21 protein-coding genes are annotated in these 23497 nt (G+C 35.6%); 7 read left to right on the plus strand and 14 right to left on the minus strand.

Annotation, left to right across the window (positions count from 1 at the left end; all coding sequences use genetic code 11):
- Nucleotides 1-67 precede the first annotated feature (67 nt).
- Together FC70_RS06305 and FC70_RS06310 are read right to left on the minus strand one after the other, a co-directional pair.
- Entirely contained in the window at nt 68-1006 is a 939-nt protein-coding gene (locus FC70_RS06305; protein ID WP_057890146.1) for a helix-turn-helix transcriptional regulator, read from the minus strand.
- A gap of 297 nt (nt 1007-1303) precedes the next feature.
- Nucleotides 1304-2398 (minus strand): NADH-dependent flavin oxidoreductase, encoded by a 1095-nt coding sequence (locus FC70_RS06310; RefSeq protein WP_057890147.1) that lies wholly within the window; start codon nt 2396-2398, stop codon nt 1304-1306.
- A 213-nt stretch (nt 2399-2611) separates the two neighbouring features.
- On the opposite strand from FC70_RS06310, the gene FC70_RS06315 reads away from it, so the two are divergent.
- The 3 genes from FC70_RS06315 to FC70_RS06325 all read left to right on the plus strand — a co-directional run bounded on the left by FC70_RS06315 (nt 2612) and on the right by FC70_RS06325 (nt 5276).
- Nucleotides 2612-3163 (plus strand): helix-turn-helix domain-containing protein, encoded by a 552-nt coding sequence (locus FC70_RS06315; RefSeq protein ID WP_057890148.1) that lies wholly within the window; start codon nt 2612-2614, stop codon nt 3161-3163.
- Between the two features lie 23 nt (nt 3164-3186).
- Nucleotides 3187-3927, plus strand: a complete 741-nt coding sequence (locus tag FC70_RS06320; RefSeq protein WP_112278639.1) for an ABC transporter ATP-binding protein — start codon at nt 3187-3189, stop codon at nt 3925-3927.
- A gap of 179 nt (nt 3928-4106) precedes the next feature.
- Complete coding sequence (locus FC70_RS06325) at nt 4107-5276, plus strand: FtsX-like permease family protein (RefSeq protein WP_162253445.1); 1170 nt, start codon at nt 4107-4109, stop codon at nt 5274-5276.
- A gap of 71 nt (nt 5277-5347) precedes the next feature.
- On the opposite strand, the gene FC70_RS06330 is transcribed toward FC70_RS06325, so the two are convergent.
- The 3 genes from FC70_RS06330 to FC70_RS06340 all read right to left on the minus strand — a co-directional run bounded on the left by FC70_RS06330 (nt 5348) and on the right by FC70_RS06340 (nt 7661).
- Nucleotides 5348-5674, minus strand: coding sequence for a DMT family transporter (locus FC70_RS06330; RefSeq protein ID WP_057890150.1), 327 nt, complete (start codon nt 5672-5674; stop codon nt 5348-5350).
- Between the two features lie 135 nt (nt 5675-5809).
- The gene (locus FC70_RS06335; protein ID WP_057890151.1) at nt 5810-6421 is read right to left on the minus strand and encodes a histidine phosphatase family protein; all 612 of its coding nucleotides are present in this window, start codon (nt 6419-6421) and stop codon (nt 5810-5812) included.
- A gap of 52 nt (nt 6422-6473) precedes the next feature.
- The gene (locus tag FC70_RS06340) at nt 6474-7661 is read right to left on the minus strand and encodes an MFS transporter (protein ID WP_235804082.1); all 1188 of its coding nucleotides are present in this window, start codon (nt 7659-7661) and stop codon (nt 6474-6476) included.
- A gap of 136 nt (nt 7662-7797) precedes the next feature.
- Here FC70_RS06340 and FC70_RS06345 point away from each other — a divergent pair, with 136 nt between their 5' ends.
- A complete protein-coding gene (locus FC70_RS06345; RefSeq protein ID WP_057890152.1) occupies nt 7798-8169 on the plus strand; it encodes a winged helix-turn-helix transcriptional regulator in 372 nt (123 codons plus the stop codon).
- Here the strand turns inward: FC70_RS06345 and FC70_RS06350 are convergent.
- Nucleotides 8166-8741, minus strand: a complete 576-nt coding sequence (locus FC70_RS06350) for a sugar O-acetyltransferase (RefSeq protein WP_057890153.1) — start codon at nt 8739-8741, stop codon at nt 8166-8168. The genes FC70_RS06345 and FC70_RS06350 overlap by 4 nt on opposite strands.
- Before the next feature lie 187 nt (nt 8742-8928).
- Between FC70_RS06350 and FC70_RS06355 the strand changes: the two genes are divergently transcribed.
- Together FC70_RS06355 and thiD are read left to right on the plus strand one after the other, a co-directional pair.
- Nucleotides 8929-10356, plus strand: coding sequence for a hemolysin family protein (locus FC70_RS06355; RefSeq protein WP_057890154.1), 1428 nt, complete (start codon nt 8929-8931; stop codon nt 10354-10356).
- A 124-nt stretch (nt 10357-10480) separates the two neighbouring features.
- Entirely contained in the window at nt 10481-11293 is an 813-nt protein-coding gene (gene thiD / locus FC70_RS06360) for a bifunctional hydroxymethylpyrimidine kinase/phosphomethylpyrimidine kinase (RefSeq protein ID WP_057890155.1), read from the plus strand.
- A 247-nt stretch (nt 11294-11540) separates the two neighbouring features.
- Here thiD and FC70_RS06365 read toward each other — a convergent pair whose 3' ends face one another.
- Entirely contained in the window at nt 11541-12749 is a 1209-nt protein-coding gene (locus tag FC70_RS06365; RefSeq protein ID WP_057890156.1) for an NAD(P)/FAD-dependent oxidoreductase, read from the minus strand.
- A gap of 12 nt (nt 12750-12761) precedes the next feature.
- Nucleotides 12762-13664: a prenyltransferase gene (locus tag FC70_RS06370; RefSeq protein ID WP_057890157.1), complete on the minus strand. Its 903-nt coding sequence runs from the start codon at nt 13662-13664 to the stop codon at nt 12762-12764.
- Between the two features lie 88 nt (nt 13665-13752).
- Between FC70_RS06370 and FC70_RS06375 the strand changes: the two genes are divergently transcribed.
- Nucleotides 13753-14730 (plus strand): polyprenyl synthetase family protein, encoded by a 978-nt coding sequence (locus FC70_RS06375; RefSeq protein WP_057890158.1) that lies wholly within the window; start codon nt 13753-13755, stop codon nt 14728-14730.
- Here FC70_RS06375 and cydC read toward each other — a convergent pair.
- From cydC to FC70_RS06405, 6 genes are all read right to left on the minus strand, one after another.
- Entirely contained in the window at nt 14727-16451 is a 1725-nt protein-coding gene (cydC, locus tag FC70_RS06380) for a thiol reductant ABC exporter subunit CydC (RefSeq protein WP_057890159.1), read from the minus strand. The two genes, FC70_RS06375 and cydC, sit on opposite strands and share 4 nt — an antisense overlap.
- The gene (cydD, locus tag FC70_RS06385; RefSeq protein WP_057890160.1) at nt 16444-18168 is read right to left on the minus strand and encodes a thiol reductant ABC exporter subunit CydD; all 1725 of its coding nucleotides are present in this window, start codon (nt 18166-18168) and stop codon (nt 16444-16446) included. Before cydD ends, cydC begins: the two co-directional genes overlap by 8 nt.
- On the minus strand, nt 18158-19186 hold the full coding sequence (gene cydB / locus FC70_RS06390) for a cytochrome d ubiquinol oxidase subunit II (protein WP_057890161.1): 1029 nt from the start codon (nt 19184-19186) through the stop codon (nt 18158-18160). The genes cydD and cydB overlap by 11 nt, the downstream gene beginning before the upstream one ends.
- A complete protein-coding gene (locus tag FC70_RS06395; RefSeq protein ID WP_275453064.1) occupies nt 19186-20604 on the minus strand; it encodes a cytochrome ubiquinol oxidase subunit I in 1419 nt (472 codons plus the stop codon). The genes cydB and FC70_RS06395 overlap by 1 nt, the downstream gene beginning before the upstream one ends.
- 313 nt (nt 20605-20917) lie before the next feature.
- Entirely contained in the window at nt 20918-22435 is a 1518-nt protein-coding gene (locus FC70_RS06400; protein WP_057890163.1) for an ABC transporter permease/substrate-binding protein, read from the minus strand.
- Entirely contained in the window at nt 22432-23370 is a 939-nt protein-coding gene (locus FC70_RS06405) for an ABC transporter ATP-binding protein (RefSeq protein ID WP_057890164.1), read from the minus strand. The genes FC70_RS06400 and FC70_RS06405 overlap by 4 nt, the downstream gene beginning before the upstream one ends.
- Nucleotides 23371-23497: the final 127 nt, after the last annotated feature.

Raw genomic sequence — 23497 nt, forward strand, 5'->3', positions numbered from 1 at the left:
ATAAATATTCAAATGGCCAAATTATGGCCAAATAAAAAAGTTACTAAAATCGTTAGTAACTTACTAATTATTCCTCATACCGCTGTTGTGCTTCTTTTAGCTTGTCTTGCATCTGGTTAACTAAACTCAATGGCGATAACACTTTAACCTCTGATCCTTGACTAAGTAACCACAAAATTGCACCACCAACTTTAACATAGCTTCTAATAATATGGCTTCCATCACTATTTGTTTTAATGATTTCCGAACTTGGAAAAGCATCAAGAGCAGTTTGCACATAGTTTCGATATTCAAATACAATTCTTTCAGTTGGACCCATATCTTGTAAATAAGTTAATTTCTTATGATTTCTAATGGAGTAATCAGGTTGGCGATTAGATTTTTTTCTTGCGACCGTATTTTTAATTTCAATAATCCGATCTAAACGATAGTGCCAAATAGTATTATGTTCTTCACTCTCCATTGCAACGTAGAAATAATGGACCTCAAAAAATAAACTAAGTGGAACGGCATGATGAATACTAATATCACCCCGACTACTCCGATATTCAAAAATCATTTGACGCTTATTAGTAATACATTTGGTAACTTGCTTAATCATATCTAACGCTGGTTTAGGATCAGATAATGGAATATACCCATATTTCGAATCATTAAGCTGATATTTCAGATCGCTTTGTTGCGATGTCGGCAAACATGACCCAATAAACTCAAGTACTTGTTCCAATTCTATTGTGTTAAATGCACGGCTTCCAATTACCACTTGTCCCGTTGCCAAAGCTGCATCAAAATTTATCTTTTTACTTCTACGATCTAATCGCAGCGCACCATCTTTTTTGTTTAATTGACCTGCATTTGTCTCTAATAGTACATATTGAATTTCTTTAACATATCGTCGTAAAGTTCGCTCACTAATTTCATATCGATCTTGTAAATTATTTACATTTAATAGTTCACCTTCATCTAAACGCACAATCATTTCCGCAATTCTTTGATTACTATTCATTTTCATTCCTCTTTCGAGATTAATTTACAGATAGCTCTTCAAAAAAACTAATTTCTAAAAAGTATGATATGCAAAATAACCTCTACTAAATCACCTAATATATTCATAAAATCCCCCATATTGATAACATTCCCAACGATACGTAGCGTTTATTTATAATTATAATAATTTGGTTGGCCACAATATGGCCAACCAAAAATTTAATGTAATAATTTATGCATATATAACAAAAAAACTGCAATAGCGATTTTTAGTCGCTATTGCAGTTTCATTATTAATATTTTCTATATAAGGTGTCTAACTATGATATCTTGCCGCCACAAATTCATATAACGGTAACGATAGTGGTGTGATTTCAACCGCATCTTTAAACGGTATTTGAACCATCGCTTCGTCATGACCAGAATTAAGCTTAATCGCCCACGTTGGATCAAACAAAATTTGTTGACCAACGGCAACTAAATCTACTGATTGAAGCACATTTTCAACATCTTTTCTTGTTCGAACCCCACCAACCCCAACAATTGGTTTACGACCATTAACCCACTCTCTAACGTATGCTAACCGACCTTGATTATGATAATTTTCATCACGCGATATACTTGCATATTTATTTAACGAAACATGTAAATAATCTAACCGTGATTCACTTAATTGATCAACCAACCATTTAGTGTCAGCCATTCTAATTCCTGGTGTTTCAAACTCTTCGGGTGAAAAACGATATCCAACAATAAACGGTTCAGTTGCATACTTATCAACTGCATCAAAAACGGCGATTAATATTTCTTTAATAAAATTAAATCGGTGCGCAAGATCTCCACCATACTCATCCGTCCGTCGATTACTATGTGGTGAAAAATATTGCTGTATTAAATACGTATTAGCACCATGCAACTCAATCCCATCAAAGCCAGTTTGAATTGCTCGTCGTGTGGCTTCACCAAATGATTTAATCGTAGCTTTTACTTCTGCTAAAGTTTGCGGACGTGGTGTTTCTGCATCATCCCGTAGTGCAGGAATATCACTCGCCGAGACAATCTGTTGCCCATTTAGTTCCGCACGATGCGTCATCCGACCTGCATGTACAATTTGTAAAATCGCCTTCGTATCCTTGCTTTGAATCCCTTTAGCTAAGGCTGACAATCCTGGAATCATATTATCATGTGCAACACTTAGCTCTCCAAACCAGCCTTTTCCTAAATCCTCAACATTAGCTGCTCCAGTAATAACTGCACCCAATCCATCAGCGCGGTCCCGATAATATTCAATTTCATCTTGCGTAATCTCACCATTATAAAAGCTCTGAGTGGTTGTCATTGGAGACATCATTAAACGATTTTTGAGTTTGGCTCCACTACCAAAATTGAGTTCATCTGTAAATTTAGTCATTATCTTACCTTCTTATTTAAGCTTAATTAAACCATCAGTTATTTCCGAGGAAATAACTTAATCAAATTGGGGACGTTTCTTTTTGTCTGTAAACAATATTGATGATTTAATATAGACAATATATAAGTATTATTCTTATTTATCAAATAAATTGTTATCTATTTAATAATTTTAGTGTTTTACTACAAGTGTTCTAACCAGGGAGGGTTTGTAATGAACAAATCAATTGGCCAACGTATTAGAGAAAAACGCGAAGAAAATAACCTAACCCAAAATCAAGTCTCCGAAAAACTCTACATTACTCAACAAACAGTTGCTCGGTGGGAAAACGATAAACATACCCCACCAATTAAAGCCGTACAAGACTTGGCAAAACTATTTAATGTTGATACCAGCTACTTTTTTGGGGAAGATCGGATCATTGTACATCAATTTAATTTTTTTGCTTTCATCGGATCTCTAATATTAAATTGTTTATTTTTTTGGATAATTGCAGTTGTTCTAGTATCAATCCAGCTTGCATTTTGGGGAACTGCTTTAGCATGTACAGTAGCGCCCATCGTCCTAATTTGGCAAGTAGCTATCGGAACCGTTACTTTTTCAATCAGTAAATTTATTGCTAGCCTCATCATGACTTTGGTAGCAGTAATAATAATTCCAATCTTATGGAAAATAACAAAATATATGTGCCAAATATTACGAACCTACTATCGTTATAACATTAATTCAATCGTTTACGAAGTCACTCCCAGAGTTGATAAATAACCTGAGTAAGATAGGAGATAGTTATGGAATTTATAGTCGACGCACAAAACATCAGAAAATCAGTTAAAAGTAAAAACAAAAATCAACCTGATATTAAAATTCTACGTGACGTTAATTTTCAAGCTACTGCAGGCGAATTCGTTAGCATTTTAGGACCTTCAGGCTCTGGTAAAACAACCTTATTACGCTGCATTTCTGGATTAACTAGACCAACCTCTGGCCAAGTAACCATTGCAGGTAAGTCATTGGGTACTTCATCAGAGCGACAACTTGCACGGTTACGTCGAACTACAATCAGTTATATTTTTCAGTCATACAACCTATTACCGGCTCTACCAGCATATGATAATATCGTGTTGCCCTTACGCCTGTCACATCAAAAAATTAATCGTCATGATGTAAAAAAATTAATGGATGATTTTAATTTTCAAGCAGCACTTAGCCAATATCCAGCTGAACTATCTGGTGGTGAACAACAAAAAGTAGCTATTGCCCGGGCGTTAATGATGCATGCTCAAGTTATTTTTGCAGATGAGCCAACGGGTGCATTAGATTCCTTATCAAGGCAGTTAATTTTTTCAAAATTACGCGAATTAACAAAGTTTGGGGTTTGTGTTGTCATGGTAACCCACGATATTGAACAAGCATCTCAAACTGATCGATCTTTAATCCTACGCGATGGTCGTCTGGTTCAAGAATTCACTCATCCATCAGAACAAACGTTACTTGAAGCAATGCATCTTGCAGAAAAAGTATCATCATGATTAGCATGGGATTTTACCAATTTCGTTATTCTTGGCGAGTTTGGTTAACCGCCAGTTTCATCTTCATAATAGCCGGATGGTTAATTGGCTTTTGTTTAACTGGTATTTTTTCAATTCAATCTGCTTTATCAAGTACGACCAGATTAACTAATGATCCATCACCATTATTTATCATTCCAATGATTTTTGGTGGTCTAACTCTCTTTTTCGTTCTCGGAGGAATTATTAGCAGCGCTTTAAAAGAGATGCAACTTGAATATCAATTATGGGCCATCTTAGGTGCTTCTCCCCGCCAAATTTCAAGACTGGTCGGAGTTCAATTAATGATTCTTGGATTACTTAGCAGTATTATTGGCTATTTTATAAGTCTAATTACAGTAGCACCGTTTTACTATCTACTTCAAAAAAATCTAGGTAGTGACTGGCTCCCTACTGTCCCTTTTAAATTTTCAGTTTTGATTTTAATAATAACTAGTGGAATTATTGCAGTCACTTGCTTTATCACCGGCTTTATACGAACCAAAAAATGTTTAAAGCAACTCGATGAAAGTAAAAAAACTAAACAAAAATTTTTAAATCTATCAAATTTATTAACCACAGTTTGTTTGATTGGAATCACTATCATTATTATCTCAATATTAATTAGCTCACCCATTAATATTTCAGCTCACCCATCCATAATTACAAATGCTGAAATTCAACCGTTATATTTCACTTTAATTTTATTAATCACTCTGCAATTATCAAGTGGTCGTGGCCTATTTCCTTGGATAATTTTTATTATGACCAAATATTTGCCAACAAATAAAACAGCTATCGGTGGTACAGCACAGAAACAAGCAATTGCAAACTCAGAGCGAATCACTACCACTATTATCCCTTTATTAATTGTTCAGACACTTTTAGTGGGCTTATATGAACTCCTTTTTGGTTTTACTAGTCCCAATCAAATTGACATTCAAAATGTTGTTGTATCATTTATCGTGTATGTTGGAGCTCCATTAATTTTAGTTATCGCCAATATTATTTCGTTAACTATGTTAAATGGTCGACAACAAATTAACAATCTTGTTCAATTGACACAATTAGGTTTTACTAAATTAGACCTACTTAAGGAACGGTTATCAGAAAATCTCATTATATTTGCAGTATTGCTTGTTGCATCAGTCTTTAATAGTTTAATTTTATTTACTATTTTAGCGTTGATCTGTTTCAAAACTGGAGTATCTCTAAATATTAGCCTGTTAAATATTATAACGATTTCATGTGTTGGAGCCATTATCACAGGAATTATTTTAACGATAATTGATTGGTATATTATTTTACAACATCACTATTGCATAGATTAACAGCCATATAATTTTAACTAAAAGGTAGTTAAATACAGAAAAAGGAACTTCCATAGGAAGTTCCTTTTCGCTTAATGTTCACCCGTACCAAATAATTGTAAGATCAATACACCAATTGCAATCAGCGCAATTCCAAAGATGCTTGGCAAATTCAAAGGTTCTTTCCAATACACCACTGAGAAAAGTGCAATTAGTACAATTCCTACCGCTGCCCATATAGCATATGCGACATCCATTTCAATTGTTTTTAAAGATAGTGATAAAAAATAAAATGTTACTAAATACCCTAACATTGATGCCGCAGTAAAACTTAAATTATGAAAACCGTCTGACAGTTTCAAAAAATTAGTTGCACAAAACTCACCTATAATTGCTACACTCAGAAATACATATCCCATAACTGTTCCCCTTATAAATCAATTAACTTAAAAAATCGGAAACTGAATATGCATCGCCAGCGGTTTTCCCATCCCAAAATATATAATCGTAATTTCTCCATTACCTATCACTCTTATCTAACATTTAATTATATTTTAATACACTCTATTAAAATAGTTTAATACTGATTGTCCCTCATTCAACAAACTAATTTTAGTTACACTTGTATTTTCAGGTTCAGGCACCGCAAACGGATTTTTAACTTGCAACGCATTCACAACTGCACTTCGGATTGTAAAACCATGACTAACAACGATAATTTTTTCATCCGGATATTTAACAGACATGTCTTGCATAAAATTAGCAACCCGAGTTTCAACATCTAAAAATGATTCACCGTGCGCCGTTTTATAATATTCTGGAACCACATCATCACTAATTGGGCTAAACAAAGCTGGAAATTGTTGTTTCAATTCACTTTTCTTAGTACCATCCCAATCGCCATAGGAAATTTCTTTAATCCGATCATCCAATTCAATTGGTAGATTTGCAGTTTGATTTACAATTTCTGCCGTTTGTTGTGTTCTGACTAGTGGACTGGCAATGATTCGGTCCGCAAAATTAATATCAAAATGATCATGTAATTTTTGGGCTTGTTGTTTACCGTGGTTATTTAAATAAGCAATTTCTGTATTAATGGTACCTTGACTGATTCCTTGTGTGTTGCCAAGGGTTTGTCCATGACGGATAAAATAGAAAACGGTCATAAGATGCCTCCTGAATGATTTATTTCACTCAGTATACCAAACCAACCTGTACTTAGTCAGTATGAAGCCGATTTAATAACCATGTTAACCCCAAAGCCACAGTCGCCATAATTGCTCCAGCCACCGGCGTAAGATATAAACTTACTCCGTCAGCAACTATACCACCGACATATGAACCAACCATAATTCCTAAATTAAAAGCAGCAATATTAAAAGCTGAGGCCATTTGGACATCATTAGGCGTATATTTTTCAGCAGCTTGCATTGTAAATAATTGTAACCCTGGAACATTCATAAACGCTAGCAATCCCATCACAATGATCAAAATTAAGCCAAATATCTGTGCTTGTAAACCAATCAACATTAATAGCATCATCGGAATCATTGACCCAAACATCATCATTAATACTTTAAGTGGCTTTTCATTGGCTACACGTCCTCCAATCGTATTACCAATCGCAACTGCCAGGCCATAGATAATTAAAATAATTACACTAGCTGAGTCACTCCAACCTTGGTCTGAAATAATAGTAGTCATATACGAATAAACTGGAAAACTAGACCCATATCCGACGGCTGTCACAATTAATGATAACAAGACAACAGGTGCTTTAATCATTCTCATTAAGCTACCACGTTTAATTTTTGCTGGCATTGGTAATTCTTTTGGCACTAAGATTATATTTGAGATTAACCCAACCAAACCAATCAATGCAATTACAATAAATGAAATCCGCCAACTTGCATGTTGGCCAATAAATGTTCCCAGTGGTACACCCGTTACGGTTGCGACTGTTAATCCAGTGAACATCGTTGCAATCGCAGATGCTCGTCGCATTGGATCAACCACGCTCGCAGCAATTACCGTTGCCACTGACATAAATAATCCATGGGCAAACGCCGCTACCACACGTCCAACCAATAAAATTGAAAAAATGGGCGCCACTGCTGTAATTAAATTACCAATTATAAAAGTAATCATAATTGAAAGTAATAACACCTTTCGCGGTACCCGACTAGTTAAACTAGTGAAGATTGGTGCTCCAATCATCACTCCCGCCGCATATACTGAAACCGTTAATCCAGCCGTTGCCAAACTAACATGAAAAGTTTGCATAATCAGTGGCATAACCCCAACACTAATAAACTCGGTTGAACCAATTGCAAACGCACTCACTGCCAAAGCTAACAATGTTAGTGTGGGTGAAATTTTACGTTCTTGTTTAATCATTGTATCCATTTGAATTCTCCTAATATCTTTAACTTGTCCTAACAACAAAAATTAATTATACTGTCCAGTGTTAAATAGTAAATTACGCACTAAAAAGTGCTGTAGATACTTAAAAGTACCTATACAATCTTAAGGAGAATCAATTATGCCTGATAAAACTTATAATATTGGCGTTGAAGCAACTATGGATATCATTGGCGGTAAGTGGAAATCAATTATTTTATGTCATCTACGACAACAAACTTTACGAACCGGTGAACTCCGTCGGGCAATTCCTCAAATTACACAAAAAATGCTCACGCAACAATTGCGTGAGCTTGAAAACGATGGTATTGTAAATCGTAAAATTTATGAACAAGTTCCACCTAAAGTTGAATATTCTTTAACTGACCGTGGCAACAGTTTGAATGCCATCCTACATCAACTCTGTCTTTGGGGTGAAAGTAATATTGCTGAACGTAAATCCAATGGTGAAACGATTAATCTTTTAAGTGAAGAACAGGAAGTTAATTCTTAATCAGCCGCTAACGGTGCTAATTCTTTAATTATTCGGGCTGGATTACCGGCAATTGCAACGTTACTTCCAAATGATTTGGTCACTACCGATCCTGCCCCAACGACAACATTGTCGCCCAAAGTAACGCCTGGAACAACCTTCACGTCCCCACCTAACCAACAATTATCGCCAATTGTGATTGCCGCACCAGTACCAATCCATTTAGTTCTTAAGTTAACATCTAATGGATGACTAGCTGTATATAATTGCACTCTCGGTGCTAGTAAAGCGTTCTTTCCAATCGTAATTGGACAAGTATCCAATAAAATACAGTCGAAATTAGCAAAAAAGTTGTCACCAACATGGATATTATAACCATAATCACATATAAAGTTTGGTCGTACATCAATCCGATCACCACAACTACCAAATAACTGTTTAATTAGTTCGTGACGGGTCGTTTCATCTTCAAAATCAGTTTGATTTAATTTTTCAAACAATCTTCTGGCAACTAACCGGTCATGCAATAATTTTTCATCATTCACATCATATGGTCGTTCAGCCATCATATTATCAAATTCAGTTGTATCCATTATTTTCTACCTCACTTATCTAAATTTTCATTAATTATAGCGCTTACAATCATAATTAGGGATAATATTCGACATTTTATCTAAAAATTAGTACAATCGAATTATTCTATTTAAAATAAATTAACTACTTATTAGTAGATTATTTGGTATAATAGAGTCTACTACAAAATTTGAAAGAAGGTACGTCATGGATTCCGGTCCGTCTATTATCATAAACTTAGTGATAATCGTTATTATTTTAGCTTTAGCTGTTCTGTTTACTTTGACAGAATATTCGTTAGTAAAGGTGCGCCCTAGTGCGTTAAAGACCCTTCAATCAGCCAGAGAGAAAAAGTCTAAAAATATTGATCATGCAGTTCATATGATTGATCATATGACTGAATATCTCTCGACTGCACAGGTTGGGATTACTCTTACTTCCTTGATTTTAGGTTGGTTAGGTGAAGAATTCATCGCAACCCTCTTAATTAATGCTAACATTTTGCCTCCTGAATATGCCAAGAGCATTTCTTCAATTGCGGCTATTCTGTTGTTCACATTTATTCACGCTGTTTTCACTGACCTTGTGCCAAAGAACATCGCAATTGATCAACCAGTCAAAGTGTTACTTCTTATTGTTCGTCCTGTTATGTTCTTCCACGTAATCTTTTACCCTCTAATCTGGCTATTTGACCGTGCAGCAATTGGAATTACTAAATTGCTTGGCTTTAATGCTATTCCTGATGAAGATATTTATTCACAAAATGAAATTTTATCTTTATCAAAGGATGCTGCGGATGCTGGTGAATTACAAGAAGAAGACTTGATGTTCATGAAGCGCGCTTTTCAGATGAATGAAAAAGTTGCTGCAGACATTATGATTGACCGTACCCAGCTAACAGTTATAGACATTCAAGACTCGATTCAAGATGCCTTAAATACTTACCTTGATGAAAAATATACCCGTATGCCTGTTGTTGCCAATAACGATAAAGATAAAATCCTTGGATATGTCTTCTCATACGATTTAGTTCGTCAAGGACGCATTAACTCCGATGCTTCAGTACGTTCCGTCCTTCGCAATATGCCGGTGGTTTCTGAAACCCAAGCAATTACTGACGTCTTACAAGAAATGATTCAACATCGAGTTCCGATTGTCGTCGTCAAAGATGAATATGGTGGAACATCTGGAATTGTTACCGATAAAGACGTTTACGAAGAATTATTTGGAACTGTTCGTGATGAAATTGATGACGTCGCTGAAGATTTAGTTGAAAAGCTTGGCTCTGACGATGATGGCAATATGCATTATAAGATTTCTGGAAAAGTTACCTTATATGATTTCGAACGCTTCTTCAAAGCTGAAATTAATGTTTTCGAAGAATCAGAAATGGTTACTTTAACTGGATATGTCATCGACCAGAACCCTAACATCAAAAAAGGTGAAACGGTTATCGTTGATAATTTCCGCATCACACCACTAGATTTCAATGATGCTTATATCAATGAATTCGAAGTTGTCGAACTTCCTAAGTCTGAACAAGACCAAGATGATATTGACAATGATGACGATGATGAAAAAGAATCTCATCGTAATAATCACAAGAAACAAACCAAAGAAAAAGATAACGATTAATACTAATAAAGACTCAATTCCATCCGGAATTGAGTCTTTTATTTTACCGATTCAGAATTATTAACATTTAATCGATAGTAACGTATACTGATTGAAACATAAAAATCATTTGGAGGTATCAACTATGACCAATGAGTATCCACAAGTAATGGTAATTGGCGGATCAGATAGCGATGGCTCTGCTGGGATTGAAGCCGACTTACACAGTTTTTTCATGCGTAAAGCCTATGGAACCGTTGTAATGACCGCAGTAGTCGCTGGTAATTCATATGGAATTCACGATTCCTTTACGCTTCCCTTACCTTTTATCAGTAAACAATTTGAAGTGCTTGCAGATGATTTAGATATTAAAGCGGTCAAAACCGGTATGTTAGCCGATGCTGACTTAATTAATACGGTTGCCGATAATTTAGAAAAATATAGTTTCGGTAAATTAGTGGTAGATCCAGTTATTATAACGAAACATGGCGCATTACTTTTGGAAAGCAACGCTTTTGAAACCCTCAAAAATCGTTTAATTCCGTTAGCTGAAGTTATTACTCCTAACTTTTATGAAGCTGAACACATTGTCGGCCGAAAACTAAATTCAACCGAAGAGATTAAGGCTGCCGCACATGAATTACAATCATTAGGTACAAAAAATGTAATGATTAAAGGCCAACGAACAGGTAATAGTCAAAAAACGGTTGATGATTTTGTCTTATTAGAAAATGGTAAAGAATTTTGGCTTCCTGCACAATTTTTTGATACAGATCGTCGCAATGGAACCGGCGATACCCTAAGTGCGTTTATTGCAGCCGAACTAGCTAAGGGAACTAATGTTGAGCAATCAATTAGGATCGCGCGTGAATTCGTTACTAACGCCATTCAAACAGAAATTAAAGTTGGTCATAAATACGGACCTATTAATCATTGGGCCAATAAATTGCCCCTATAATTGTTTCACATGAAACTTTCAATGAGATTTAATCCAGTTGAAAATTTGATTTTGAACACTTTTGCGAGGTAGTAGCTCAAACCGGTACAATTTACTGTCAGGGTGATTTAATTGCTAACTAGGTGTCTTATTTTGACAATTATGGTCACGTATTGCTAGCCGAACATTTCCTTGGCATTTAATATAATAAAAAGTTTCCCAGTTGATTAACTGAGAAACTTTTTTGGCTAAAATTTATTTTTTATGTCTAATGATAGAAATCAAAACGACCCTTTGATAGCACTTCTTTAAAACCACCAGTTTCAAGTAATGATTTATCCATAATACCCTTTTTAGCTACAGAAGCTAAATATCCTTTAACCGTTGTCTTTCCAACTAGTCCAAAGGCGTGAGCATTACCAATTGAAGCAACGGTTCCAAGTGACTTAAAGGCAAATTCTTTTGTAGCTTCACCATTCACTTTATGAATAATATTTTCAGCGGCCAAGTGACCCATCACAAGTGCAATTTGTGCTGTGGTTGGGAATGGACGTCCAGATGCTTCATCCATTGCAGCAGCAACATCACCGACAATAAATACATCTGAAAAATCAGGATCAGTTAAATCTTTGTTAACTAATACTCGTCCACGTTTTTCAGCAAAGCCAGCATCCGTCATTACTTTACTACCACGGACACCGGTCGTCCAAATAATAGTTTTAGCAGTTACTTCCGCTAGATCATTTTTATCTTCACTGTCTTGATATACAACGGTATCCGGTTTGATAGCTTTAATCATCTTACCGTTTAACATTTCAACGCCCCAGGCAACTAACTGTTTCGTACCGTAGTCAGCTAACTTTTCTGGGAACATTGGTAATAAGTGAGTTGATGCTTCGACGGTCACGATTTTAATTTTTTCTGGACTCACACCGGCTAACTTAGCCAAAGTTGGTTTAGCTTCAACCAATGCCCCAACTAATTCAAATCCGGTGAATCCCATCCCGCAGACAATAATTTTAAGATGTTCTTCATCTTGGGTACGAGTGTATTCAGCCATTTGATCTTCGAGATGTTTGCGAATGTTAAGTGCTTGATCAACATCAACCATTGAAAGTGCATTTTCATCAACACCTGGAATACCGAATGATTCTGAAACAAATCCTAGTGCAACAATCAAATAATCATAATGTAATTCTGGTTGGTCAGAAACTTCGACAACCTTTTGTTCACGATTAATATTTACAACATTACCCTTAATAAAGGTTGTTTTATCATTTTTAACAACATCATTAATATCAAATAAAATTCGTTCTTGATCTTGCGTACCAGCCGCAACCTCATGTAAATCAGCTGCCTCATAATGATAATCATTCCGGTCAACTAATGTTACGTGAATATCTTCTTTACTCTTTTGTAAAACGCCTAATGCTCTGAGCCCGGCATATCCTGCACCTAAAATTACTACTTCTGTCATAATTTCCACTCCTTAAAGAAATATTCCAACTGCGTAACTAACAACTTGTGCTAATGAACCAATTGCTAAAATCTTAATTGCGGTCATGAAAGTTTCCTTTTTGACCTGTTTACCAATAAAAATCCGTGTCTGCTTTATCACAATTGGCACCACGAGCAATGCTAATAACATTGTCCAAGGAGCAATTCCGATTACCACAGCAACAATAATTGCAACAAACGCAATTACATTTAGTGCCGCAAACAAGTTAATTGCTTGCTTTTTACCCATATAATAAGGCAACGTATAACGATGATTTTTTTCATCTTCATCTAAATCACAAATGTTATTCGCTAACATTACATTAGCAATCCATACTGATGTTGGAATCGCAATTAAAATAATTTTTAAAATTGTTGCAACATTCCAATCAATAACAGTAAACGCATTTAGATAAACACTAATTAAAATAATCACGAAGCCCATTGTAACGCCAGATAACAACTCTCCCAGTGGCATACTTGAAAATGGATGTGGTCCAGACGAATAAAAAATTCCTACTAGATAACACCATACCCCCATTATAAGTAATGGCCACCCAATTATACAAGCGAGAGCGATTCCAATCACGGCGGAAATGATTACCATAGTGATCATAATCGTAAAAACTAGCTTTAATGATAGGTTCTCACGACCAATAATATTAGTATTCTTTTTATAGTCATCCACATCAATTGCATGATGATAATCACTAATATTATCCAAAACATCGACTGCCATGTTAAACAAAAGCATGGCAATGAAAAACCAAATTACAAATCCTAAATTTAAAACATGATAGTTATACCAACTAAAGCAAACACCAATTAAAAACGGAAAGACACTAGCGGTTTTTGCTTCAATTTGAACTAGCTCTAAAAATACTTTTAATGACAAAGTTTACACTCCTCAATGATTGATACTAGTCAAACATCACTCAACTACGGTAAGATAGCTCTATAAGAACTCGTGGAGGAGCAACAAAATGTCTGATGATAGTTTTAATTATCCTATAGTTAAAAATGGAACTCAACAAGTACGCAATTTATTACTTGAATTTATCAATCATAATAATTCAGAGGTTGAACTAGCAATTACCGAAATGATTACTGCCGGTGGAAAAATGCTACGTCCAGCCATGTTTTTATTATTCAATGAATTTGGCAATCAAGCTAAAAACGATGATAAGCTCATTAAAATTGCTGCTTCACTTGAAATTTTACACATGGCCACCTTAATCCATGATGATATTGTCGACGATTCCCCTTTACGTCGTGGTGTGCCCAGTATTCAAACTAATATGGGTAAAGACATCGCCGTTTACGCAGGTGATTTACTTTTCACTAAATTCTTCCAATTAATTAATGAAACCATGAATGGCACCGAATTTATGCAAATCAATGCTAATGCAATGGAACAAATTCTAACTGGTGAGCTGGTCCAAAAAGCCAATCGCTTCAACTACCATAATCCAGTTGAGGTTTATTTAGACACCGTTTCAGGTAAAACCGCTGAATTATTTCGCCTTGCTTGTTTAGAAGGAGCTCATTTTGGTGGAGCCCCAACTGAAGTTACTCAACTAGCGTCTGAAATCGGCCAAAATATCGGTATCGCCTTCCAAATTAATGATGACATCTTAGACTATACATCTGACCCAAAAACGCTTAAAAAGCCAATTTTAGAGGATTTATCCATGGGTGTTTATACCTTGCCGTTATTATTAGCAATTCAAACGGATCCCACTAAATTTGAAGTGCTAACGGATAAAAATCACGCATTAACCGCCAGTGATGTTGAAGCAATTGTGTTTCATGTAAAACAACTAGGTGGCCTTGACCGAGCAGTTGAATACGCCCGCTCATATACTAACCAAGCTGAAAAGTTAATCGCTCAACTACCAGCTGGTCAACCAAAAATTGTTTTAGCCAAAGTGATTAAACAAATGCTAACGAGAAAATACTAAAATCCTGCATCAATGGCCTTCAAATCACGGAAACGTTGATTTGTATCATTTAATTGAGTCGGTGTGCCTTGCATTTCAATTTGTCCATCTTCAATAAAGATAACTTTATCCATACTATCAACACCTTGTAAATGATGCGTTACCCAGATAACCGTTTTACCATCCAATTGATTAAAGAATGTATTAATTAATCCTTGTTCAGTAATCGGGTCTAATCCAACTGTAGGTTCATCTAAAATAATAATTGGAACATCTTTTAGTAAAATTCTTGCTAACGACAAACGATGACGTTCACCACCAGAAAACCGTAAACCTGCCTCATCAACTAAGGTATCAAGTCCCTTTGGTAGTCGTTTAATCATTTCTTTCAAGCCTACCCGTTCAAGAACATCCCATAATTTATCTTCACTAGCTGTTTCATCACCAATACGTAAATTGTTGGCAATCGTAGTATTAAACAAATATGGTACTTGATTAATCACACCGATATATTGATCAATTTCATCATTTAAATCACTAGTTTTAATATCATTAATCGTAACTTGACCTTCATCCGGGATTAAATCACCACGTAATAAATGAGTTAAGGTACTTTTACCAGAACCACTTTTACCTAAAATAGCTAATTTTTCTCCCGCTGAAATTTTAATTTCGAGATTATTTAATATCTGTTTAGATTCAACTGAATAACTGAAATCAACATGATCAACTTTGATTGTTAATGGGCTAGTTAGCTCAGACGTCTCAGTTGGTTTTTTTGTTGCATCCGGTAACTCATTAAAACGTTTAATCGAATCTTGATAATTCGAACTTTCTTCAGCTGCTTGAGATAATGGTTCAAAACTATTAATTAACGGAAAGACACCTAGCACAAATGCTGCGATCCAATTAGTCATTCCTGAACCATGGACACCATCGAAACTATTACCTGTCCAAATCAGGGCCACAATCACAATTACCCCAAATACAATTTGTACTAAGAAATCACGACGTCGTTTAAATTTAAGAATGTTGTCCCGAACTTCATGCAGTTCTGCTTCTGATTTTTCATGTAGTTCAACATAGTCTTGGCCTCGTTGACTAAAAATCCAATCAGAAATTCCAAGAACATTGTCCGTCAAATTACCATACAGGTTATTTTTCATCACTTTAGCTTGGGCATGACGCGCTCCATTCGCAGCCACTGACCACATTGGAATCACAAATACGACAAACCCAAACAATACTAGCATTGATAAACCAAAGAAAATTGAGAAAAATCCGGTCAAAATAACAACTACGACATATAACGAGCCACCAATAATGGCGGGGAAAATTACCCGTAAATATAAATTTTGAATATGGTTAATATCTTCTGATAACAGCCCTAAAATATCACCCGTCCGATATTTTTGATTAAAAAAGACCGCTTGTGGTTCTAAAGCTACATATAGTCTTCGGCGCAAGTTAGACGTCATCTTCAAAACCCAATTATGACTAACTAATCGTTCCATATATCTAAATACTGGACGACCAATCCCAAATGTTCTAGTTAATACGATTGGAACATAGACCAATAAAATATTAATTGGCAACGAAGCTGACTTACTGATTAAATAACCAGAATTAAACATCAACCCAACTTCACACGCAACCGCAATGATTCCTAGAAAAACGGCTAACATCAATGGACGTTTATATTGTTTTAAATATGGTTTCACCCACGTATCATTCTTAAACATCAGCTTCACCACCAATCATTGCATTTGTTAGTTCAACAAACGGACCATTATTTTGTTGCAACTGTTCTAACGTACCTTGTTCAACAAGTTCACCATGTTTCATGACTAAAATATAGTCCATGTCTTTCATCCAATGAAGACGATGTGTAGCAAAGAAAACTAAGCGCTGATCCATCATTGGTAACATTTTATCTTTTAAATCAATTTCGGTTTCAATATCTAAATGAGCAGTTGGCTCATCAAACAACATAATTTTACGACCTGAATCAATTAGCGCACGAGCCAAAGCAATCCGTTGTGCTTGACCACCACTAAGGGCACGGGATCCTTCACCAAGTACCGTATCTAAATGATCAGGCAGTTCGTCTACGAAACTTGTTAATCCAACGGCCTCAATTGCCAGTCTTACATCTTTATCACTTGCATTAGGATGATAAAACGCAACGTTTTCTCGAATTGTTTTATGGAAAACATATGGTGTTTGAGGCATATAAATTAATTGCTTTTGCCAATCTGCCTGATTCAAAGATTCTAAGTTTGAATTATCAATTTGAATATCTGATCTTTCGGGAGTAAAGAAACCACTTAATAAATTAATTAAAGTTGTTTTCCCAGAACCACTCATCCCGATAATTCCTACCTTATTATAGCCTTGAATATTCAGCTTTAAATTTTTAACGCCGAATGAATCTTGATAATTAAAATCAAGATGATTAATCGTTAATTGTGACTGCTCGGTCCACGGATTAATTTTAACTGATTCACTTTTATTTCCCGGGTTATCAATAATATTATAAATGGCCGTCATGGCATTTTTGCCATCTAAAGTCGCATGATAATCACTAGAAAAATTGCGAACTGGTTGGAAATATTCTGGCGTTAAAATCAAAATCGATAAGGCTGGAAATAAGAATATCTTTTCATTAATCAATCTCAATCCCAACAACACCGCCACTACGGCAATTGACAAGGTCGTAAAGAAATCGAGTGCAAACGTTGATAAAATTGCAACCTTAATCGTCGACATCGTTGCTTTTCTAAATTGTTCACTAGTTGTATAAATACTATCAGCATATTTTTTACTTAAGCCAAAGTACTTTAAAACTGAGATTCCTCGTAATGAGTCAATAAAATGATTAGATAACATTTCAAATTTAGCATATTGGTTATCCGCTTTACTTTTAGCTGCATAGCCTAAAATAATCATGAAAATAATGATTAAAGGAAAGACTAACGTTAAAACAAGCCCTGATTCCCAGTCAAAAACGAACACCGTCGCTAAAACAAACCATGGTATCAACATCATGTTCATCACTTTGGATAGAATCAATTTGATATAATTCTCAACTTGATCAATACCATCTAACGTCATCGTAGTAATATTTCCGGTACCAACTTGTTGAACTACCTCAGGTCCTAATTTAAAAATTTTGTTTAATAGTGTTGTTCTGATTTGTTGTGCACTTGAATATGCAAACTTATCCAGCATACGATCACGGACTAACTCAATCAGTTGACGTCCGACAAAGGATGCTGCGAAGGTCCCCATCCACTTAATTACTTCTGATAAATTTTTTCCTGACCACAGCCCTGTAATTGCAAGCGATAAACTAATTGCCTGCCCGATAATAAATAATGCCTGCAAAACCGCTAAGCCTGCAAGCATTACCATTATTTTTTTAATTCCAGGGAGTTTCATTAATCGCTTATCCAGCATTAACTATCTCACCCTCGATTTTTGGATGTTTAATCCGTTTTCTAAAAATATAATATGTCCATGCGGTATATGCTAAGACGAATGGCAAGATGGTAAAGGCCACAATCGTCATAATATGCAATGTATAAGGACTTGATGATGCATTAACAATTAGTAAGTCATTCTTATGTGTAAGTGAGCTAACCATTACACGTGGGAACAAGCCACTAAATAGCAATGCTACCAGCGTAATTAAAGTTAATCCACTTGCAATAAAGGCGGTCATTTCCTTACGTTTAGCAACGGCTACATTAGCAACTACTGTTAAGGCCACAATTACAGCTAATAGTGCAAGGGTTGTAATTGGGTGAACCGTAAAGAAGTCAGTTTGGAAATATGTTAACACTGCAAAGACAACTAAGCCTAGATATAATACCCAGTACAACAGTTCAGAATAATTACGTGAACGATCACGAACTGGTCCTAGTGTTTTTAAAGTTAAGTAGTTTAATCCGTGCAAGTAGCAAAGTAAAGTTAATGCAACCCCACCAACTACCGAATACACATTAATATAATCCGTGAACCCAGCCTTCATATTGCCGGCGGCGTCTAATGGCATCCCTTTAACCATACTAATGAATAAAATTCCGAAGAAGAATGGCACAATAAAGCTACCAATTGCTAATGTCCAGTTCCAAACTTTCTTTTTGTTACCTGGCATTTTACTTCTAAATTCAAATGAAATCCCACGAATAATTAATCCAATCAAAATAATGAATAAGATAAGATAATATCCGCTAAACATTGATGCATACCAATAAGGGAATGATGCAAAAATTGCACCACCGGCCGTTAATAGCCAAACTTCATTCCCGTCCCATACCGGTCCGATTGTTTCAATAATTTGGTCTTTTTCATGTTCATCATGTGCAAGTGTTTGGACTGACATTCCGACTCCAAAATCAAAGCCTTCAAGGAAGAAGAATCCAGAGAACAAAACACCGATTAAAATGAACCATAATAGTTGTAATCCACTCATTAGCTAAATGCCTCCTTGTCAAAAGGATCCGAATTAATTTTAGCTTCATCTGCTAGTTTATTTTCTTCGTAATCAGGTCCCTTGTGTAATTCACGAATCACAAGATAAACCATAACACTAGCTAAACCAGCAAATAATAAGAAGTACACCGTATTAGAAATAATTAACGATGTAGCTGAAACGTTAGGTGACACACTTTGTTCCATTGTAAACAATCCATAGACAGTCCATGGGAAACGACCTAATTCGGTAATTAACCAACCGGCTGTATTAGCCATAAATGGGGTAAAGGTTGTTAAACCAAGAATCCATAACATCCATTTATGTTCGTAAAGGCTTGGTTTCTTCTTTCGAGAGAAGAATAGTCCAAGTGCGGAAACCAAGAACATCAATACTCCGAAGGCTGCCATCACACGGAAACTATAGAATAGTGTGTTAACCGATGGATAGTAATTTTTATTTCCGTACTTCACCGTTAATTCTTTATTAACAGTGTTCATTCCTTTAATTGAACCTGATGGTTTATCAAATGCAAGAATACTTAATACATAAGGGATATCTACCCCAAACGCTTGTGTATGATCTTTTTCATTAGCCCAAGCAATTAAGGTCCATGCAGCTGGATCACCAGTATCTTTATAATTACCTTCAGTTGCAGCGAATTTCATTGGTTGTTGTTCAACCAAGTCTTTCATTTGTAGGTCTCCTGCAGCCATTACAGCGACTGAACCAACAAGCGAAATTACTAATCCTAGACGAAGTGATTTCTTAAAGAATGCTTTCGCTTTTTGACTCTTTTTAAGTAATTGGAAAGCTGACAAACCAGCAACGATAATTCCACCCATCGTAATGGCACCAGCGATAACGTGAGAAAATTCATACCATACTTGATGGTTGGCTAGTAATGCACCAAAATCATTCATTTCAGCACGACCATTTTTCAATGTATAGCCGACTGGATGTTGCATGAAACTGTTGGCAGCTAAAATCCAGAAAGCCGACAGGATTGATGCAAATGCTGTTAACCAAATAAAAATTAAATGAACTTTTGGTTTCATCCGATCCCAAGTGAAAATCCATAGTCCCAAGAATGTTGATTCCATAAAGAATGCTAGTAATGCTTCAATGGCCAATGGTGCACCAAAAATATCACCAACAAATCTTGAATAATCCGACCAGTTCATCCCAAATTGGAATTCCTGAATAATACCTGTTACAACTCCGACCGCAAAACTAAGAAGAAAAATGTTCCCCCAAAATTTTGTCATCTTTTTATATAACTCATTCTTTGAACGCACATACATTGTTTCCATAATGGCTACTGTAAATCCAGTCCCAATGGTAAACGGTACAAAGAAAAAGTGAAAAATTGTTGTCATCGCAAATTGAAATCTTGCTAGTGTGACAATATCCATAATAAGTCCCCCTTTTTTTAAACATCCTACCTAATAATTGCATAATATATTGAATACCCTTACAGTACATAATATACTCTTTTGTGTAGTGATTTAAAAGGAAATATCCATAGTTATTCCTTTTCAATTGATAAAACTTGACATATATCAACAACTTGTCAATTACTCACATTCAAAAAGCCGGTCCATAAACTTTGACCGGCTTTTTTGATTATTATCAATTAATAACATTTTGTAGAACATTATCTTCATTTTTAAAAAAAATCTGTTTCTCATCACTAGCTAACTTTTCACCTGATAAAAAATACATTAAGAACTATTGCTCAATCAATTTATGCTTAATCAGATATTCGTTTGCAACGACCGCAGCTTTTCGATGTTTTACTGAAACTTGATAATTCATTTCCTGCATCTCTCTTGTCGAAATTTTATCAGCTAATTGATTTAAACTCTTAACAATCTGAGGGTTTTTCTTAGCAAAACTTGTCTTCATCAATGGTGCTCCTTGATAAGACGGAAAAAATCCATGGTCATCTTTTAAGGTTGTTAAATTATACTGTCGCAATTGCGGATCAGTTGTGTATGCATCAGTCACATCAATCTTTCGATTAGCTAACGCTTGATATCTTAATGCCGGTTCCATTGTTTTGACTGATAAGAATTCAATTCCATAAGTCATTTTCAATCCCGGATAGCCATCAGATTGTTGATAGAAATCTGGATCAAAGGCTGCCGTTAACTGATCTGAAACCTTGGTTAGATTACTAAGTGTCGATAGCTTATATTTTTTTGCGTCATCAGAGCGAACCGCCAAAGCGTAATTATTTTCATATTTCATCGGTTTTAAATAACTCAATCCGAATTGTTTTTGCAATAACCGTTTTGCCTCTTGATAAGATTTTTGCGGATTATGACTCACTTTATCTGAAGTTTGAACTAACGATTGCATAACCGTACCGGTAAATTCAGGATAAATATCTACTTTGCCACTATTCAATGCTTTAAATAAAAAACTCGTCCCACCAAAATTAGGTTTCAACTCCACGTTCACATTAGGATTATTAGCTTCAATTAAATCTTTATACATATTAATTAAGATTTCAGGCTCACCACCCATTTTACCGGCAATGGTAATTGTTTGAGTCCGCTGTGCCAATAGTTTAGTGGTAATTGTATAGCCGCCAAACATAATTAACAAAGTACCAATAACGATCACAATTTTTTTCAATGATACTCGTCCTAATATCTTAATAATTGCATTTGCTAATAAGGCCAGCAGTGCCGACAAAACGGCCCCAACAACCAGCGCATGATCATCATTAGTTTGAATTCCGACTAAAATATAAGTTCCTAAACCGCCACCACCAATTAATGCCGCCAGTGTCGTTGTACCGATAATTAATACCACTGCAATTCTAATTCCGGAAATAATCATTGGTAACGCTAACGGTAGTTGAACCCGAAATAATTTAAACCGTTTTGAAACCCCAAAAGCGTCCGCTGCTTCAATTAAAATCGGATCAATATTCGTTAAGCCAGAATAGCTATTTTGAAAAATTGGCATAATTGCATAGAGTACTAGTGCAATAATTGCTGGTAACGTTCCAATTCCCACCAATGGAATTAATAACCCTAAAATTGCTAAACTAGGAATTGTTTGAATCACGCCGGCTATTTGTGAAACTAATTCGCCACCCTTAGGATGATCAATTAACACGATTGCCAATGGTACCGCAATGGCAATGGCAATCACCGCTGCAATTACTGAAATATAGATATGTTGGCCAAGAGCTGTAATAATTTCGCCAGCATTTTTTTGTAAATATTCAATCATTTAATGACCCCCACTCTCAAGGTTGCCATGTAATTGACTAAATCCTCTGACCGTAAAATAATGTTATCCACAACAATCAATTGATCCGGATGATCGTTAATTTCTCGTGACCAATCAAAAATCGTTTGGTCATCCCCCATGGGAATTGCCACTTCATTTGTTTGTCGAACCCCAAAGCCAGCATCAATTACTTGCTGTAAGAAGATCGCAACGGATGTGTCATTATCAAAGAAATTTTTCACGTATTGATTAGCTGGATGTGCCAAAATTTCTTGTGGTCGTCCGACTTGTTGTAACTCACCATGATGCAAAACCGCCAATCGATCAGCTAACTTCAGTGCTTCTTGCATATCATGGGTCACAAAAACAAAGGTTGTTTCGATTTCCCGATGAAGTTCCATTACCAATTCTTGCAACTGAACTCGTGAAATTGGATCAAGTGCACTAAATGGTTCATCCATTAATACAATATTAGGTTGGCCAGCCAGCGCACGGACAATTCCAACTCGTTGTGCTTCACCACCGGATAATTCACTGGGCATTCGCTGTAAAAAAGTTGTAGGATCTAACCCCACTCGAGTCATTAATTCAGAAATTCGTTGATACTTTTTTTCATCATTCCAACCCAATAAATCTAATTGAATGGCAGCATTTTGTTCAACTGTCATATTGGGAAATAGGGCTCCTGACTGCAGTACATAACCAATGTTATGCCGTAATTCATTAATATCACTCTTAATAATATTTTGACCCGCAATTAAAATCTCACCATGCGTTGGTTTATTTAACCCATTAATCATTTTTAATAAAGTTGTTTTTCCACTTCCTGATGGTCCAACCAAAACAAATAACTCACCAGCTTCAATCTTAAGATTTAGATTGCCCAGTGCTATACCTTGTTCATATTCTTTACTTACATTTTTAAATTCAATCATGAAACTCCCCATTTGCGCCGTTATTTTCACTAAAACATCGCACTAATATTAAACCACCTCTAGTTATCGTTTGTCATTTAATTGGCTTGTTATAAACTACCCAATAGTTTCACGTGAAACACGATTA

This window comes from Paucilactobacillus oligofermentans DSM 15707 = LMG 22743 (genome assembly GCF_001434315.1).
Taxonomy (GTDB): Bacteria; Bacillota; Bacilli; order Lactobacillales; family Lactobacillaceae; genus Paucilactobacillus; species Paucilactobacillus oligofermentans.